Raw genomic sequence first — 17977 nt, 5'->3', positions numbered from 1 at the left:
AGACTATCACAGTTATTCTTTATTTTGAAAAGTATTCGAGGAATTTGTAAGAGCCGTCTTTAATCTGAATAATCGCTGCCTGCTTAATCGGGTTGCGATTTTCATCATAAACAACCTGGCCGGTCAGGCCGCTGTATTTAATGGCAGTAAGCTTTTCTACCACTGCTTTGGAATCGGTTGTACCTGCCTCTTCAATTGCCTGAACCATAATGTGCAAAGCATCGTAACCCAAAACAGCAAACATATTAGCCTCTGTATTGTACTTTGCTTTATAATCCTCAAGGAACTTTTTGAGGTTCGGGTCGGTAGACTCTGAAGAGTACTGGCTGCAGAACAACGCACCTTCTACATTAGAAGTATTGTCTTCACCAATTTGCTTAATAACACCATCCCAGCCATCGCCGCCCATCAGGGTGGATTTAATGCCGAGCTGTCTTGCCTGCGCTGCGATCAGCGCAACATCCTGGTAATACACCGGAACAAAGAAAACGTCCGGGGTTTTTGCAGCGATTTTTGTGAGCTGAGCTTTAAAGTCAACATCGTTTGTGGTGTAGCTCTCTTTTGCTACAACCTGCAAACCAAGATCTTTTGCAGTTTTTTCAAAGGTTTCTGCCAAGCCAACGGAGTAGTCATCCGCCATGTTATAAATAATGGCAGCCGTCTTTGCGTTGAGCTTCTTGCTGGCGTAGTTCGCCATTAAGTCGCCCTGGAAAGGATCGGTAAAGCAGGCACGGAATACGTTCGGACCTGCCAAGGTTACATCCTCCGCAGTAGCGGTAGCAGTAATCATCGGAATTCCGGTTTTTACAGCTTCTGATGTAACGGCCAGTGTGGGAGTAGAAGTAACATCGCCCACCAGCGCAACAATTTTATCGTTCTGAACGAGCTTGTTGTAAGCATTCGCTGCTTCCGTAGCATCATTCTTCGTATCGTAAGAAATGTATTTAATCTTTTTACCAAGAACGCCCTTATCCTGGTTAATTTGTTCTACTGCAAGCTGAATCGCATTGTTAACTGCTATTCCATAAATGGAAGCATTACCCGTTAAAGGAGCCAAGCCGCCAATTACAATTTCTTCTGCACCTGTATTCGCCGCGGCTCCAGAAGAAGTGCTTTCTGCCGGTTTATTGCCGCAACCGGTCAGTGCAGTACCCATCATCACCGCAGCCATTGCAGCGGCCAAGATACGCTGTTTCATCGTTTTTCCTCCTAAAAAATAAATTAATATATCATCGGCTACGCCGAAAATACATATTGCGGACTCCCTCTTGTCCGACTACGTTCATATCATTCCATAAATCAGCCGGGCCAAAAGCGGCGGGCATTTACTGCCACGCTTTAAAATGTTAAAAAGTTCATCACTTCACACCGTGAAAGCAAAACAACTGCAAAGAGCCGCCATGCCTGATAAATCTTTCTACAAATTATACTCCTGCCAAGCACCATTTGCAACTGAAAACTAATATTATGCGTTTTGTTCTTCTTCATCGTTTATTTTTTTCCACCACACGTAATTTTTTTAGTGCCAGTGTTCAAAAAACGAAGGTTCACTTGCCAAAACCTGCAAGAATCACTTATTTGTCTGCCAAAGAGCAATAATCGCTTTTATCGGAATGCCCTGCGCTGTAAACATTTGTTCATGTTCTGTTGACGGGCTTTCGACCCAGTCTTCTTGCGCATGAAGGTTTTGTGTAGAACGCAGTATGGTAAAACCGCCCTCTTCCAAATATCGCAGCGTAGAAACATACAGGTCATCGTCATCTGTCTTAAAATGAAGCTGTGCACCATCTGCCAAAAACGGCTTGTACAAATCCAATTGATTAGGGTGCGTCATTCGGCGTTTATGGTGCCGTACCTTCGGCCAAGGATTACAAAAGTTGATGTAGATTCTCTCTACTTGATCCTTTTTCTCCAGAACTTTTGGCATGTCTTCAATATAATGCGCCATCAAGGCCACATTATGAACTGTTTTTTCAAGTTTGCCATATGCATCTTCTAAATTTCTGCGTGCCACACCCAATACATCCGGGCTTTGGTCTACACCAATATAACAAACCTCCGGGTGCAAAGGCGCAAGCTGGGCCAAGAAGACGCCCTTTCCACAGCCTAATTCCAAATGAATCGGTTTTTTTTCGGTAAACCATTCTGCCCAGCGCCCCTTCCATTGTTCAGGGTCACTGATAAAATACGGGCAATGAGCAAGCTCTGGGCGCGCCCACGCCTTTTTTCTCATTCTCATTTTCCCACCGTCAGCAGCCGCGCAGGTATAATTAAAGCCATTGCTTTCCTATGCACAGCTGGTGTTTGATGTTCACTCTGCTAAAAATCCAGCTTATGAATCAACTTTTCTATTGTAATGCACAAAGAGCAAAAATGCAAGCATTTCCGCTGTTTTTAGACATCTTATTTCAAAATAAAAAAGTATTAGCGCTCCTATCGGACGATATATCGATGAGCGTTTTCCGTTATCTTGAAAACAATTTATATATTTGAGATTATCTTAAATCATTATAATAAATTGAATAAAATAAGTTTTAAAAACACTAAATTTTGCAGCTTCTGAAAAGCTGTTACATAACAGCATGTCATCGACCTAAAATACAATAAAAAAAGAAAGGCTGCCGCAAGTATGAATTTGCGGCAGCCTTTCTGGTTCAATTTTTACTGGTTCAATTTCTATTTGTTTGTTAACTCATCGAGTGTTCCAAAGGTATACCCTTGGTTTTTCCACTCAGTGATGAGCTGGTCAAGAATTTCTGCATTTGTCTTGGAGGTGCTATGTAGAAGAATCACCGCTCCGGGGTGAATCCGTGAGGTCAACTTTTTCATTGCGTCTGCATGGCTTGGCTGCTTATCTACATACCAATCCACATAAGCCAGGCTCCAGAATATGGTTTTGTAGCCTAGGTCGTTTGCCATTTGCAGGTTTTCTTTGCTATATTTACCTTGCGGAGGGCGGTAATATTTCTTCATGGGTTGATCGGTAGCCGTTTGGTAAGCTTCCTCCAACGATTTGATTTCCTTCTCAAAAGAAGCCTTATCTTGAATCTTGGCCATGTCTGGGTGGTGGAAGGTATGGTTGCCTACCGTATGCCCTTCTGCCATCATGCGCTTTACCAAATCGGGGCTGGTATCAATGTAATGCCCTACAACAAAAAACGCAGCCTTTACATCTTGTTTTTTGAGCGTATCTAAAATAGAAGCCGTATATCCATTTTCGTAACCGCAGTCAAAGGTAAGGTACACTTTTTTCTCGTTGGTATCGCCAATATAATACGCATTGTAAGGCTTTAATTCATCTTGGCTAGCATCTACCACTGGGGTATTGCCCTGTGGCCCCTGAAAGCTAAGCCCCCAGCTTACTGCCCCACCGGTAGCAACTGCCGTACCCGCTGTATAACGGTACGCAATCGGTCCACCGATTAACAGCAAACAGCATGCCAATATTGCAGCCACATGCCTTTTTCTTAAGATTAGAAACATTTTCTCACTCCTTCTGCGTTATGAAAACCGCGGCAATTTGGGCATTATCTACGGTCAAATAAAACGCCGGACTAGCGGCTGATTATTCCTTTTATCAATTTATGCAGAGCCGTACCTCATTATGATCATTCTCAGGGTAAAATAAGTAAGTAATCATTATAAAAAAATTTCGAGAATTTAAAACTTTTTAGTGTGCTCAAAACGTCTATTCTATGTAAGACAACTGATGGCGCCATCAGTTACGGGAAGGAGCATTTCGTACGAATGGGTGACAGCAACACACAAGAATTATTAGAACAGTACATTTTAGAAAACCAAAACCAAATTTACCGGCTGGCTTATAGCTACGTGCGCAATAAGGACGATGCCCTTGACATTGTGCAGGAATCCATTTATAAGGCGATGACCGGAAAGCGTTCACTAAATAAGGCTGATGCCGTGCGCCCCTGGTTCTACCGCATTGTGGTAAATACTGCGCTTGATTTTCTTCGCCGAAAAAAGCGAGAGGCGGAGCCAGAGGAAAATATTATGCTGTACGCAAACAGCGCAGCCACTGACGACCAATATGAAGATATTGACCTAAAGCAAGCGCTAAACCGCCTGCCAAGTGCTCACCGCAGCATCGTTATTCTACGCTTTTTTGAAGATTTAACACTCGAAGAGATTGCTGAGATTTTAAACGAAAATTTAAGCACGGTGAAAACGCGTCTCTACAAATCATTAAAGCTGCTGCGTGTAGAAATGAGTGAAACAGAGTAAAGGAGGTACCCTTATGAATCAGCGAGATTTGGATCAGCTTAAACAGCAATACCAAGAGATTCCTATTCCAAATGAATTGGATTTTATTGTGAGAAAAGCATTGTTAGAAAGCAGAGGAAGTACCATGCAAAACAAACATAGCCGAAAAGGAATTCGAATTGCTGCCGCGTCTGTTGCCGCCGCATTTACCATCATAGCGGCTGGAGCAAATATTAGTCCCGTATTCGCAGCTACTATGGGTAATGTACCGGTAGTAGGCAACCTTGTAAAAGTGCTTACCTTCCGCGAGTATACGATGGACGACGGCACCTACCATGCCAACATAAAAACACCGGCGGTGGAAGGCTTGCAAAGTAACCCGGCACTGCAAAACAGCCTGAACCAAAAATATATGGAAGAAAACAAAAAGTTATATGAAGAATTTGAAGCGGAGGTTGGCGAACTCAAAAAAAACGGTGGCGGTCACCTTGGAATTGACAGTGGATATGAAATTAAATGTGATGACACCACCATTCTTTCGCTCGGCCGCTATGTAGTTAACACGGTTGGCTCCTCTTCTACCACAATGAAATACGATACTGTCGACAAAACAAATCAAGTGCTTATTACGTTACCTAGCTTGTTCCAAAACGATAAATATGTGGAAGTCATCAGCAAAAATATTCGTCAGCAGATGATTGACCAAAACAAGGCGGACCCTGATAAAATGTATTGGGTAAAAGGTGTGAGTGACGAGGACGGAACCGTACTCTTTGAAAACATTTCAGCAGAGCAGAATTTTTATATTAATAAAGACCACCAGCTCGTAATCTCTTTTGACAAATACGAAGTAGCGCCCGGTTACATGGGTGTTGTGGATTTTGTAATACCTACCGATGTAATTGCAAACTTGTTAGTGGGCAAAGATTACATTCGTTAATATAGAAAAAAAAGACAGAACAGACTCGCGGAAAGCCCACCCGCGAGTCTGTTCTGTTTATTTCATTTTATTAACGAGTTTATTTAATATAGATTCCCGATACACTTCAGCAATCCTTTAGCTTTCATCGAGTAAGTCCTCATAGTTTACTCCCAGTACTTTGGCAATTACCTTAAGCTCAATGTCCGTTACAAAGCGCTCTCCGCTTTCAATGCGCTGAATGGCATTTTTATCCACATCAAGTCCCGCAATTTGCAGCATGTCGGAGAATTGCTTTTGAGAAACTTTTTCCGACAACTGTTCCCGCAATTTTTTCATTTGCTTTCCACATAAATTATTGCTTCCATCAGGAGCTTTATTTTTATACATAAATATCACACCTATCCATGACATTCACTAATTGTCATTAAATTATATGTTAATATAAAGCAAAAATGACATCTACTAAATGTCATTTTAAGGAAAGGAGATTGAATCCGTGAATCTAATAAACGCAGAAGAAGCGATTAGAAAAACAGCGGAATAAGAAGGGATAGACGTTGAGGAAGTACGTGAAGAGATACAAAAAGCAATTCTAATTGGAATTTATAGCGAGGACCCTGTTACAAGGAAAAAGTGGAGAAAAATACCATGCAAAGGTAGAGTTCCTACACCAGAAGAACTCATTCAATCTATAGCTAAAAATATGAAGGACATTCTTTATTAGATTTATATTTAAATAAAAAGAAGTGTACCCAACCTTACGTTAGGTACACTTCCTTTTATTCTTTAGTTCTCGGCAGTTATTTGCGTTATTTTTGATTCCGCAGGTTTTCCCCTCGTGTTTGGGCAATCAAACGTAAGAAGGCAAAATGTTCTATAAGCAACTAGAGGAAGCGCGAACTCTGCTCAAGCTTATTCCAATGTTTCGCCAATCCCCTGAATCATATCAAAGAACTCCTTGGACTCACTTACGACCAAAATCGGCTCTTTAAAATTAAGGGCATAGATTCCAATATAGCTTTTTGCGTCGACGATAATACTGCCGTCAACAGAATGCAATCCTACGTCGCAAGAGCACTTTGTGGCAAAATATTGCAGTCTCTGCAATTCTTCAATGGTATGGAATTTTTTCTTTTCAATCATGGTAGTTCACCTCTGTTTTCATTATAGAAGAGACCGATACCCCCTATCCGAAATTGGGATAAGGGGTAGTCGGCAGGTTTTATTCTTTTCGCCGTTCTGTAATAACAGGCAAAAACAAAGTCACTTTTTACTGATGAATTGCATCCTGATAGAACTCAAAGGCCTGCTTGTCGGTAAAGCCATGGTGCACGATCTTGCCGATTGCCTCTGCCATAGCGGCAGGATGCTCACTCTGGAAGATATTACGGCCCATGTCCAAGCCGCGAGCGCCCTCACTTATGGAGCGATACGCCAGCGTAAGTGCTTCATCCTCCGGCAGCTTCTTACCACCTGCAACAACAATCGGCACCGGGCAAGCCGAAACGACCTCCTCAAAATTCTCACAGTAGTAGGTTTTAATAATATTGGCACCCAACTCTGCTAACAGGCGGGTTGCGAGCTTAAAGAAACGGTCGGTACGCTCCATCTGTTTACCTACAGCTACTACACCCATGGTAGGAATGCCATAGCGCAGACCAGCATTGATGCTGCGAGACAAATTGTCTAAGCTGGAGAGCTGACCGTCTGCTCCCACAAAGGTTTGCACTGCCATGCAGTCCGCATTCATACGAATGGAATCCTCAATGTCTACCGCAATCACTTCATGGGAGAGGTCATCGTTTAACATGGAGGAGCCGGAAGTGGTACGCAGGGCAATTGCTTTGCGGCACTCCGGGGGAACGCAGGTGCGAAGCGCACCGCGTGTGCCCATCAGAACGTCTATATGCGGTAAAAGCTCAGGAATGAGCAAATCCAAGCGTTCGAGTCCTGCGGTGGAGCCCATGAAATAGCCATGGTCAAAGGCGAACATCACCGTGTTGCCGCTTTTGGGGTCGAAAATATTGGCCAAGTGCTTTTTCATTCCCCAATCCAAATTGTTTGAGCCTTTCACATGAAAACCACCCTGATTAGCAAAAGGCACCTCCACATGATAATCTTTTGCAACTTTGTTGCCGTCTTTGTCAGCCATAATCATTGATCTCCTTTATCCATAAAAAGTCCGTTACGTGTGCAGATGAAATGAACGAATTAGAAATTGTAATTGTCTACATTAGCAGTGGTAAATACAACACGCTCGGGCAATAATACAACGCCGTTGTTACTGTCGCCTGTTTTGGCGTTCGGTACTAAGCTGTCGTTTGCTTTCACTTCAACTTTGCCAATGTTCGGAATGTCGATGGTGTCGCCTACTTTAACGGTGTTACCTGCAGAAAGGTATGCGGCAAGGTAGCAGCCCATTGCGCCCTGAATTCCGCAATCCCACAGGCCCCATTGCTCAATGACATTTGCTTTTGCATAGTCGCGAATGGAGTTCGGGGAAGCAAAACCAGTGATTGTAATCTTATCTTTGGTTAAGCCCTTGTTCTGCGCAGCTTTCAGCTGGCCAGGAAGTGCTGTGGAATCGTTGCAGATAATCAGGTCAATGTCCTTTTGTGCTTCGAGAATGGAGGAACCGATGGAAACGGCTTTCTCTGCATCCTGCTCGGAGTAATAGTTACTGGGGGCTACATTTTCCCAATTGGGGTAGTTTGCTTTAATGTATTCTTCACCAGCTACCTGCCAGGAGTTCTGGTCTGCAACCGTAGCCTGCGAATAGTGCCAGCAATATTTAATTTTATCTTTTTTAATGTCTTTGCCTCTCTTGGTTAGAGAATCGGCACCCATATCAACCAGCATTTTACCGAGAATATCTGGTGTTCCCTGAGAAACCATCAGCGAACGGGCATCCGAAGAAACGTCGGAGTCCCAAGTAGCTACGGTAATACCAGCATCCTTTGCCTTTTTCAGAACGGAATCCAAACCGGTCGCATCTACGGAAGAAATGCAGATGGCATCCGCTCCGCTGGAGATGGCATTGTTCACAACCTGAACCTGATCCGCAACAGCGGCGCTCGGGCTGCCTTGATAATTAACGGTAAATCCCCACTCCTTTGAATATTTCTGCGCACCGGCATTCGCGGATTCAAAGAAAGCGTTACCGGTCAGCTTTGGGATAAATACTACTGTTTTGCCTGCCACACTTTTACCGGTATCTGTACCGGTAGTCTGAGAAGCTGTTGTACCACTGGATGCGGCGGGTTTTTCACTGTTGCCTGCGCAGCCTGCGAGCGGCAGCGAAGCCATTGTTGCCGCAAGGACAAATGCAAGTACCTTTTTCATAGAAAAGAGCCTCCTAATTTTTTATTTGCATGGCGATAATTTGCCAAAACGCGCATTGAAAAGGATTACTCAACTCTTAAGACCGGAGGGACGAGGAATTCTACCTGCCATGAACCGAATTACCTTAGGGTTATAAGAAAGCGCACGGCCCGTTATTACAATCAGCAGAAGTAACCCAACGGGAATATCGAGATATTGCATGTTAATTTTAAAGCACAGCGGCAAGCCGAACCTCAGAATACCAATGACCAATGCCGCCAAGGCAGTACCAATTACACTGCCCTTACCTCCGGTGCTCAGCGTTCCGCCCAACACCACTGCAGTAATAATCGGCAAGGTAAAGGTCACGCCAATATCACTTTTTGCCGTACCCAAATACGAGGTAAGAACAATGCCTGCAATTGCCGCGCTGATTGCAGAAAGCACATAGGTGCTTAGAATAATCAAGCGGCTATTTAGGCCGGAGTACTCTGCTGCTCTGGGGTTTATGCCAATAAGAAATACTTTGCGCCCATATTTGGAGCGGTGCAGCAATAAATAGGCTATGACAGTAAGCCCCGCGAAAATAAGCACTTGGCTTGGAATCACGCCAAACAGCTTAAATGAAGCAATTTGGGTAAAGCCATCCGGAAAACCGCTAATGCCCTTATAGCTTTGTGTAGCAGAAAGCTTTGAAATTAAAAGTGCGATTCCGCTGTACAGAAAGCTGCCGCCGAGCGTTACTACCATGGGCTGTACCCCACAGTAGGCAACAAAAAATCCTGAAACGGCACCGCACAGTGCGGCAACTAGAATCGCAAGTACACAGGCCACCCAAATATTCACACCAAAATCCTGCCATGTAACGCCAACCACAATGGAGGTAAGACCAACAATGGACGCTACCTGAATATCGATGCCACCAGTAATCATGACAAATGTGACAAACAAAGAAATTATACAGATGGAAATAATGTCATTCACACTTCCCAATAAAACATTGGGATTTAAGAATTTTGGGTTTTTCAGGCCGAAGATAACAAATTCTAAAATGAGAATCAACAATAACACCGATTCCCAGCTTTTTGCTTTTTGGCTGAATCGGCCAATCAAGCTTTGCTTCATGATGCAGCCCTCCTCTCACCGGATTCCCCATTCAGCGGGCCAGAACGAGATGCCAATCGCGCATGGCGGGTTTTTACCGCTGCACGGTTCTGCGCAACTGCGTCGACTACCACGATTACGATTAGCAAAATACCGGTGATGGTATTGTCATAATCGGATGAGAAACCAAGGAACACCAAAATGCGACTGATGGAAGACATAATAACCGCACCAATGGAAGCACCAATTAAGCTACCGAGACCACCCGAAAGGCTAACGCCGCCCAATACACAGGCCGCAATTGCTTTCATTTCGTAGCCATTGCCCGCCGTGGGGGTAATAAAACCGATTCGCGAGGAATACAAAATGCCAGCTACTGAAGCAAACAAGCCACACAGTACATACGCCATAATCTTCGTCTGCATGGTTGGGATACCCACCATGGTTGCACCGGCGGGGTTATCGCCAACGGTAATAAAATATTTGCCGCGTCTTGTTTTGGTAAGCACCATATGCGCCGCTACTACCAGCACCAAAACCACTGCATAAAAAGTGGTAAGCTCACCAACGAGCTTTACATTTGCCATTTTCGTAAAGCCGGCCGGCAGATTTTCTACCCAAGCACCGCCTGTGTACACATAAACTAAGCCACGTACCAAGCCATTTGTGCCGAGGGTAAAGATGAGAGAGGGAATCCCCAGCTTTGCAATGCCAAAGCCGTTAAACAGCCCCACCAAGCACCCTACCAGTACCGATGCCAGCACAGCGACCACCGCACTGCCGCCGTCACGAAGAATGGTGGAAGCAACAGCCGCAGAAAGCCCCAATGTAGCACCAATGGAAACATCAATTTCACCTGTTAAAATTACATATGCAATTCCAACTGCCAGTAACGTAAACACCACACTGTCGTTAAAACAGTTAAATAAGCTTGTGGGAGATAAAAAATCGCTGTTAACAAGTCCCACCAAACCAAACAATAATATCAAGAAAAACAAACTGCTGATTTCTCGTACCTTACCAATTCTTTTTAGCAGTGTCATGAAACCACCTGCTCTCTTTGAATTACATCAAAGGCGGCAGCCATCAGGTTATCTTGATTGATCTCCTCTTTGCAGAACTCGCCGTTGATTCTTCCCTGGTACACCGTTACTGCGCGGTCTGAAAGCTCAACAATCTCTTCCATATCGGAAGAAATCAGCATCACCGCAACCCCCTGCTCCTTGAGCTGGTGAATGATGGAATACACCTCGCCGCGCGCTACGGCATCAATTCCGCGGGTTGGTTCATCTAAAATAACCAGCTTTGGTTTTGTTGAAAGCGCCCGTGCAATAACCACCTTCTGCTGGTTTCCACCGGAGAGGCTACCGGTTAACTGCTCTTGGCCGGTTACCTTAATACGAAAATGTTCTATGTATTCTTGCGTAAGTTCTTGCTCCGCCTTGCGATTGAGGAACAGCTTTCCCATCACCATTCGGTTTAGAATTGCCGAAGTAGTATTTGCTGCTACATCACTTATCTTAAACAAGCCGTTCAGGTGCCGATCTTCGGGAACATAATTCACTCCGGCCTCAAGCACTCTTTTGGTGGAAAGCCCGGTAATGTCCTTTCCATTGAGGATTGCACGGCCTCCTAACACCTTATCTTTTCCAAATATAGTAGTGGCAAGCTCGGTGCGCCCCGCACCAACCACGCCAGCTACACCAAGAATTTCACCAGGGTAGATTTTTAAATTGATTCCACGAAAACCGTACCCAGAATAATTTTGAAGTTCGAAGATTGGTTCCGCATCGGAATAATCTACTACGCAAGTTCCCGTAGTTGCTTTAATCTCCTGCTCCTGCATATTGGGGGGCAATAGCCCTTTTACCAGCATTTCGCGTGAGAATTCACCGATTTGCCCATGCAGTGTAATAACGCCGTCGCACATAATTGCAACATGGGTGGCAATGTCGAACACCTCGGTAAGACGGTGTGTTATGTAAATCATACCGATTCCCTTTGCCTGCAAATCGCGAATACAGCGGAATAAGCTTTCTACTTCGTCAAAGGTAAGGGCACTGGTGGGTTCATCAAAAATGAGAAGCTCGGCATTACGCAGCAATCCACGAAGAATTTCAACTAGCTGCTGCTCGGCGATGGAAAGACTGCTTGCCTTTCTGCTTAAATCCAAATGCCAGCCAATGTCATCCATCAACTGTTTCAGTCGGCGGCGAAGCTCCGCTCCGGGAGCGTCGAACCCTACGCCTACCAAAATATTTTCTTCTACTGTCATGTTTGGGAAAAGCATTGGCTCTTGCGGTACCATATAAATACCGTGCGTTAAAGCAACTGAGGGCTTTGTAAGAGCAACCTTCTCGTTTCGAATTTCAATTTCACCTTCGTCTGGCTGGTAAATACCCATAATGATTTTCATTAGGGTGCTTTTTCCTGCTCCGTTACCACCAATTAACGCCAAAATTTCACCGGGGTGAATTTCTAGGTTAATGCCCTTTAGCACCTGATTCATGCTAAACATTTTGCAGATTCCACGAACACAAAGTAAAGACTGGACGGAACGCTCCGTTTGGGATTGCGCCATTTTTCCCCCTCCATACACCTTAAACTCGAACGCTTTCTTTTTTTACAACGACATATGTAACAGCGATTAATACAATTGTTTTTATATTGAATTTTTATCTGCATTTTTATCATACGATATTTTCTTAACCTTGTCAACGGGGTTTTTCGGGTATTCACACATTAAACTAGATAATATCCATTCTAATTTTTAGTATTTATCCTATTTTTTAAGTAATAAAAACAACGAATCGATTTGCAAATAACCATATATTGCCTTTTTGTACATTTTTTGACTGTGTTTAAATTAGCAATTGACACTGAAACTGTTACCTGTTATACTAAAATTCAAGAACAAATGATTGTACTAATAACATTTGTATCGTTCCTGTTCAAATGTTACCTTCCATTATCTTGGGCTGAGCAATCCCGGTTATCCTCCCGGGGGAAGAGGCTCTTGACGCTCCCCCCGCCGGGAATGGTATGATAGGAAAACAAAACCAACTCTGGAGGTGCTTCCTTTTGAATTACGAAGATGTACTGGTTGTAAAAACAGCCTGGTATTACTATGTTGAAAATATGACCCAGCAAAAAATCTCGGAACGGCTGGGCATTTCGCGCATGCGCGTCATTAAATTATTGGAAAAGGCAAGGCAGGACGGTGTCATCCAATTTAAGATACACCAAGACGGGGTTCAGCGTATGGAGCTTGAGCGCCAGCTTTCTGAAACATGGGATTTAAAGGATACCTTTATTGTTCCCACCCCGCCGGATGCCGCAGATGTAAACAAAACCATCGCGCAGGCGGCCTCTATGTATGTAAGCGACCGTATTACAGAGCATTCCTTTATTAATATGGGCTACGGTGATACGCTCAGCCGTGTACTAAACCATTTGGCAACGTTGAGTGAATTCCCCGTATCCGTTGTATCTCTTACGGGTGGCGTAAATTATTACCTGCCAAACACACAATCGCATATCTTTAATGCAAAGCTGTATCTTTTGCCAGCACCCTTGCTCGTATCCTCCCCCGAAATGGTGCAGGCAATGATGCAGGAGCCCTCCGTGACAGAGATTATGCGTATGGCGAAGCTCGCCTCCATGACCTTAATTGGTATCGGCGGTATGGCAGAAAACGCTACCATTATGAGCAATGGCATCGTAAGCAAAAATGATTTTACTTACCTTTCTATGCGAGGCGCAGTTGGTGACGTACTCAGCCACTTTATAGACAAGGACGGCAACCCAGTTCATACCGGAATTGAAGACCGCCTGATCAGCACACCACTAGAGACCCTACGCCAACTCGACAACGTGGTGGGTGTAGCGGCCGGCAAAAACAAGGTAGAGGGAATCCGTGCGGCACTGCGCGGAAGATACTTAGATATTCTCGTCACCGATGAAGAAACCGCTCAGGCGTTAATCGATGGTGAATCAGCAGAATAAAGAACACAAAACTTTTGTATGAATACACTTTCAGACGGGAGGAAACGGAGTATGGCGCGCAAATATTTGATGGCGGTTGATGCCGGTACCGGCAGTGTAAGAGCTGTGCTGTTTGATTTGGATGGAAATCAAGTCGAAGTAGTACAGCAGGAATGGGACCACAAAGAAGACCCCAAATATCCCGGCAGTATGGACTTTGACTGGGTAACCAACTGGGAGCTTGCCTGCGGGTGTATTCGCGGCGTGCTGGAAAAAACCGGAATTAACCCAGCGGAGCTGGCGGCAATATCCACCACCTGCATGCGGGAAGGCATTGTGCTTTACAATACTGAGGGGCAAGAAATTTGGGCTTGTGCCAATGTAGATGCCCGCAGCGAAGATGAAGTAGTCGAATTAATTCAGCGCAACCCCGAAATGGAAAAAGAGATTTATCTGGAGTCTGGCCAAACCTACGCGCTCAGCGCACTCCCCCGCCTGATGTGGCTAAAAAACAAAATGCCCGATTTATACAAAAAAACCGCATCTGTTGGCATGTTTAATGATTGGTTAATTCATAAGCTTACCGGCTTTCTCGCCGTAGAGCCTAGCAACGGTTCCACCACGGGTATCTTTAATTTACATAAGAGGGAGTGGGACCCTACCATTGCGGAAAAATGCGGTCTTCGTACCAACATCTTTCCCACAGTAACCGAGTGCGGCAAGGTGGTTGGCTCTGTGAATGAAGCAGCCGCAAAGCAAACCGGTCTCGCGGTGGGTACTCCTGTTGTCTCCGGCGGCGGCGACGCTCAGCTTGGCTGTATCGGTGTTGGCGTAGTCAATCCCGGGCAAGCGGCGGTATTTGGCGGAAGCTTCTGGCAGTACGAATTCAACACCGCAAACGGGCAAACAGACCCCGAATGCCGTGTTCGCGTCAATTGCCACGCCATCCCCGGAGTATGGCAGTACGAAGCTCTTGCCTTTAAGCCCGGGCTGGTGATGCGGTGGTTCCGTGACGGCTTCTGCGAGCTGGAAAAGCAGCAGGGCGAAAAGCAGGGAAAAGATCCTTATTATTTAATGGATCAAAAAGCCGCTCAAATTCCCGCAGGCTGCTATGGTATGATGTGCACCTTCTCCGATGTAATGAACTTCATTCGTTGGCAGCACGCCGCGCCAACCTTTACTAATTTTGATTTAGACCCACAAAAGTTTAACCGTTATACCTTCTACCGGGCAATTTTAGAGAATACCGCAATGGTGACAAAGGGACACCTTGATTTGGTTCAAGAAGCTACACAAAACATGCCCAAAGAGATTGTATTTGCCGGAGGTGCCTCTAAAAGCCCGTTGTGGTGCCAAATTCTTTCTGACGTATTGGGTCTCCCGGTAAAAGTTCCGGTTGTAAAGGAAGCCACCGCTCTAGGCGCCGCTATATTGGCTGGTGTAGGCGTTGGCATTTACAGCGATGCCACTGAAGCCGCAGCGAAGCTGGTAAAGTGGGATAAAGAATACCAACCAAGCGAGGAAAACCACGCCATATACATGCAAATGTACGGCGTATGGCGCAAAATGTACGCAGCACAGCTTGAGCTTTGCCATGAAAAGCTAACCAAGCCCATGTGGAGCGCACCCGGTATACAATAGAAGAAAGGACGAATGAGATTTATGTATATTGTTGATGAGAATGACAAGGATTACCGCTTTGGCGACAGTGGGCCAAAGTACCTGATGAAAGGGCCACGCATGAATTTTGCTCTCGTGCAGTTTATGCCCGGCCAAGATTTCAAAGCGCATCTTCATAATATAATGGAGGAGAACTTTTATATTATTGAGGGAGAAATTGATATTGTGGTAGACGGTGTGGTGCACCACCTGACCCCCGGCCAATTCATTCACATTGAGCCGCACGAGACACATTACTGCATTAATAATTACGACAAACCGGTCAAAATGGTATCCACTCTTGCGCCATACCAAGAAGTGGATAAGGTTGAAATTGAAAACTACACCTATAACGGAAAATGACGGGACCTCCCCCAAACTTTCCATGAGCATAAAAAATACGGCAGGGGAACGAAGCGATCATCGTTCCCCTGCCGTATTTTTATAGAGCTTATTATAATCCGCTCCTTGCCTCACCGCAAAGGGCGGAATTTTTATTCCTCAATCACCTGTAATGCAATGGCCCACTCCTGCCATCTACTTTTTCCACTTGGTCAAACAAACAAATATGGCTGCCCGTAACACTTCGATTGGTATGAAGGGAGCCAAAGAACCATTTTTGGAATTTTACGGAGCGAATCAACCCTTCAAAATACATCTCTAAAGGGCTAACCTTATGTGCTTCGTCTATTAAGGTGCGCATGCGTGGCGAAGGCTCGTGCGTAACAATATAATCCACCTGCATTTGGTGTTTGGAAAGATTCCCGACTCCTTCTTCCATTTCCTCACGACTCGGCATCTCCTGCCGCCACCAACGGCCAACATCCTTATACATTTGTCGGTCTTTGCTTTCCCCGCCGCCAAAGGTAAAGAACTTTTTGCCCTCCAAAGTAAATACCTGCCCGCGCATTAAATGGTACAAGTTTCCGCTAATCTGCTGTACCTTACCCCCGTTCCATTCGGTAACCGGGTACTGCTCTAAAAGCTCGTAATTTTCATGCGCGCCATCCACAAACAAAATATTATATTTTTTAGAGCCAAGCTTTTTGAGCACCTTTTGCTCGGCTTTTCCGCCATCCCATAAAAAGCCAAAATCGCCACAAATAATCAGGCTGTCACCCCGGCGCAGCCGCCGCACCTCCGGCGACTGAAAGCGTTCCAGCTCACCGTGCGTATCTCCCGTTAGATAAATCAAGACCGTTCCCGCCCATTCTTTTCAAAATTTTCAGATTTTTTTATATCATTCTTTATCTTTTCATATTTAGCTGTTATACTGAATAGGTAAGCGTTTTTTAGTGTAATCGTACATACAAAACGCAAAGTTATGCTCACCCTTTTGCTTATTATCATATCACATTGGAGGCCATTTTTCCATGAAAAAATGCTTAACACCCGTACTGACTTTTTTGCTGACCATTTGTTTGATTTTCTCGTCGGCGCCAGTCTCTGCGGCAGCTTACAACATAGATTTTCCCCTAAATTCCGAAGCGGCTCTGCTGGTAAATCTCGACACTAGCACCGTTGTATTTGAGCAAAATGCAGACAAGAAGATGGAGCCTGCCTCCACAACAAAAATAATGACCTTTATTGTGGCCTCGGAACATATAAAAGACCTAAGCGGAACCAAAATTACGGTGAAAAAATCGGTAGTAGACCAGCTGCAAGGAACCGGTAGTTCACTATCTGGCGTTTTGGAGGGCGAAGAACTCACGGCATTACAGCTTTTAAACTGTCTTATGGTTCCCTCCGGTAATGATGCCGCTATGGTTTTGGCTGACTACGTGGGCGGTGGAGACATCAGCAAATTTGTTGATTTAATGAATGAGAAAGCAAAGGAGCTAAACTGCAAGAATACGCACTTTGCAAACCCGCATGGTCTGCACGACGAACAGCACTACACCACTGCACGTGATTTATATACCATTACAAAATACGCAATGACCCTGCCATACTTTACCGATATTACCTCGCAAACGCGGTATGAGCTGCCCGCAACGAACAAATACCCTAAACCCCGCACCTTGGTAACTACAAACTATTTAACTGACCGCTACACAGGCGGTAACTACTTTTACCGCTACGCCAAGGGTGTGAAAACCGGCTCGCATGATCAGGCAGGATATTGCCTTGTTTCTACCGCAATCCGTGACGGTTACAGCTATATGGCAGTTGCACTGCATGCGCCTAAGGTTGATGCCAACGGCAAGAGTGTTCCCACCCGCGGCGAAATGATTGATTCCAAAAAGCTGTATGAATGGGCATTCAGCAGTCTTCAAATTAAAACCGTAGTTGAAAGTGGTACCAGTGTGGGAGAGGTAAAGCTCGATTACGCATGGAACAAAGACAAGTTGCTTCTTGTAGCTGAAAAGAGCTACGCTACTATATTGCCAAAGGGCGTTTCTGCCTCAAGTGTACTCATTACACCAAAGCTGCCAGAACATGTGGAAGCCCCGATTAAAAAAGGGCAGGTTGTGGGAACCGCAGTACTTACTTATGCGAACCAAGAGTTGACTACCATTAATCTGGTCGCATCGGAGTCGGTCGAGCGCAGTGAACTTTTGCACTCGGCTGATGTAGTTAAAAAGATTGTAACTTCGGTTTGGTTCCTCGTCATTGCGGGAATTATTGTGACTCTGGTGATTGTTTACCTTGTTTTGGCATTGCTGTATAACAAAAAACGCAAAAGACTGCGTAAAGTAAAAAAATACCGCGATATGTAATTATATAAGCATAAGAAAAGCCGCTGGTTTAACCAGCGGCTTTTCT

At 44.9% G+C, this 17977-nt stretch carries 17 protein-coding genes; 6 read left to right on the top strand and 11 right to left on the bottom strand.

What is annotated here, in order from left to right:
- Nucleotides 1–19: 19 nt before the first annotated feature.
- The 3 genes from E7L17_RS11420 to pdaA all read right to left on the bottom strand — a co-directional run bounded on the left by E7L17_RS11420 (nucleotide 20) and on the right by pdaA (nucleotide 3483).
- Nucleotides 20–1198: an ABC transporter substrate-binding protein gene (locus E7L17_RS11420; RefSeq protein ID WP_316323343.1), complete on the bottom strand. Its 1179-nt coding sequence runs from the start codon at nucleotides 1196–1198 to the stop codon at nucleotides 20–22.
- 372 nt (nucleotides 1199–1570) lie between these two features.
- Nucleotides 1571–2239 carry a tRNA (guanosine(46)-N7)-methyltransferase TrmB gene (gene trmB, locus E7L17_RS11415; RefSeq protein WP_316323342.1) on the bottom strand — a complete coding sequence of 223 codons (669 nt, stop codon included), beginning with the start codon at nucleotides 2237–2239 and terminating at the stop codon, nucleotides 1571–1573.
- Between the two features lie 437 nt (nucleotides 2240–2676).
- Entirely contained in the window at nucleotides 2677–3483 is an 807-nt protein-coding gene (gene pdaA, locus E7L17_RS11410; protein ID WP_316323341.1) for a delta-lactam-biosynthetic de-N-acetylase, read from the bottom strand.
- Between the two features lie 264 nt (nucleotides 3484–3747).
- Here pdaA and E7L17_RS11405 point away from each other — a divergent pair, with 264 nt between their 5' ends.
- Nucleotides 3748–4242, top strand: a complete 495-nt coding sequence (locus E7L17_RS11405; RefSeq protein WP_316323340.1) for an RNA polymerase sigma factor — start codon at nucleotides 3748–3750, stop codon at nucleotides 4240–4242.
- Between the two features lie 13 nt (nucleotides 4243–4255).
- The gene (locus E7L17_RS11400; protein WP_316323339.1) at nucleotides 4256–5161 is read left to right on the top strand and encodes a DUF3298 and DUF4163 domain-containing protein; all 906 of its coding nucleotides are present in this window, start codon (nucleotides 4256–4258) and stop codon (nucleotides 5159–5161) included.
- Between the two features lie 117 nt (nucleotides 5162–5278).
- Here the strand turns inward: E7L17_RS11400 and E7L17_RS11395 are convergent, their stop codons facing one another.
- From E7L17_RS11395 to E7L17_RS11365, 7 genes are all read right to left on the bottom strand, one after another.
- On the bottom strand, nucleotides 5279–5530 hold the full coding sequence (locus tag E7L17_RS11395; RefSeq protein WP_316323338.1) for a helix-turn-helix transcriptional regulator: 252 nt from the start codon (nucleotides 5528–5530) through the stop codon (nucleotides 5279–5281).
- Between the two features lie 525 nt (nucleotides 5531–6055).
- Nucleotides 6056–6286: a hypothetical protein gene (locus tag E7L17_RS11390; protein ID WP_316323337.1), complete on the bottom strand. Its 231-nt coding sequence runs from the start codon at nucleotides 6284–6286 to the stop codon at nucleotides 6056–6058.
- Nucleotides 6287–6413: 127 nt separating this feature from the next.
- Complete coding sequence (gene lsrF, locus E7L17_RS11385) at nucleotides 6414–7295, bottom strand: 3-hydroxy-5-phosphonooxypentane-2,4-dione thiolase (protein ID WP_316323336.1); 882 nt, start codon at nucleotides 7293–7295, stop codon at nucleotides 6414–6416.
- 59 nt (nucleotides 7296–7354) lie between these two features.
- The gene (locus E7L17_RS11380) at nucleotides 7355–8485 is read right to left on the bottom strand and encodes a substrate-binding domain-containing protein (protein WP_316323335.1); all 1131 of its coding nucleotides are present in this window, start codon (nucleotides 8483–8485) and stop codon (nucleotides 7355–7357) included.
- A gap of 69 nt (nucleotides 8486–8554) precedes the next feature.
- The gene (locus tag E7L17_RS11375; protein ID WP_316323334.1) at nucleotides 8555–9589 is read right to left on the bottom strand and encodes an ABC transporter permease; all 1035 of its coding nucleotides are present in this window, start codon (nucleotides 9587–9589) and stop codon (nucleotides 8555–8557) included.
- Nucleotides 9586–10611, bottom strand: coding sequence for an ABC transporter permease (locus tag E7L17_RS11370; protein WP_316323333.1), 1026 nt, complete (start codon nucleotides 10609–10611; stop codon nucleotides 9586–9588). Before E7L17_RS11370 ends, E7L17_RS11375 begins: the two co-directional genes overlap by 4 nt.
- Nucleotides 10608–12149, bottom strand: a complete 1542-nt coding sequence (locus E7L17_RS11365) for a sugar ABC transporter ATP-binding protein (RefSeq protein ID WP_316323332.1) — start codon at nucleotides 12147–12149, stop codon at nucleotides 10608–10610. The genes E7L17_RS11370 and E7L17_RS11365 overlap by 4 nt, the downstream gene beginning before the upstream one ends.
- A gap of 500 nt (nucleotides 12150–12649) precedes the next feature.
- On the opposite strand from E7L17_RS11365, the gene E7L17_RS11360 reads away from it, so the two are divergent.
- Genes E7L17_RS11360 through E7L17_RS11350 form a run of 3 tightly spaced genes read left to right on the top strand, consistent with a single transcriptional unit; the run spans nucleotide 12650 to nucleotide 15574 of the window.
- Nucleotides 12650–13573 carry a sugar-binding transcriptional regulator gene (locus tag E7L17_RS11360; protein ID WP_316323331.1) on the top strand — a complete coding sequence of 308 codons (924 nt, stop codon included), beginning with the start codon at nucleotides 12650–12652 and terminating at the stop codon, nucleotides 13571–13573.
- A 51-nt stretch (nucleotides 13574–13624) separates the two neighbouring features.
- Nucleotides 13625–15193 (top strand): autoinducer-2 kinase, encoded by a 1569-nt coding sequence (gene lsrK, locus E7L17_RS11355; RefSeq protein WP_316323330.1) that lies wholly within the window; start codon nucleotides 13625–13627, stop codon nucleotides 15191–15193.
- Nucleotides 15194–15205: 12 nt separating this feature from the next.
- The gene (locus E7L17_RS11350; protein WP_410470662.1) at nucleotides 15206–15574 is read left to right on the top strand and encodes a cupin domain-containing protein; all 369 of its coding nucleotides are present in this window, start codon (nucleotides 15206–15208) and stop codon (nucleotides 15572–15574) included.
- A gap of 142 nt (nucleotides 15575–15716) precedes the next feature.
- Here E7L17_RS11350 and E7L17_RS11345 read toward each other — a convergent pair whose 3' ends face one another.
- A complete protein-coding gene (locus E7L17_RS11345; protein WP_316323329.1) occupies nucleotides 15717–16406 on the bottom strand; it encodes a metallophosphoesterase in 690 nt (229 codons plus the stop codon).
- 178 nt (nucleotides 16407–16584) lie between these two features.
- Between E7L17_RS11345 and E7L17_RS11340 the strand changes: the two genes are divergently transcribed.
- Nucleotides 16585–17931, top strand: coding sequence for a D-alanyl-D-alanine carboxypeptidase family protein (locus E7L17_RS11340; protein WP_316323328.1), 1347 nt, complete (start codon nucleotides 16585–16587; stop codon nucleotides 17929–17931).
- The last annotated feature ends 46 nt before the right edge of the window (nucleotides 17932–17977 follow it).

The organism is Clostridium sp., assembly GCF_032576335.1.
GTDB lineage: Bacteria > Bacillota > Clostridia > Oscillospirales > Acutalibacteraceae > Faecalispora.
Note: the sequence above shows the minus strand (reverse complement) of the source record. Positions and strands in the feature narration are given on the sequence as shown.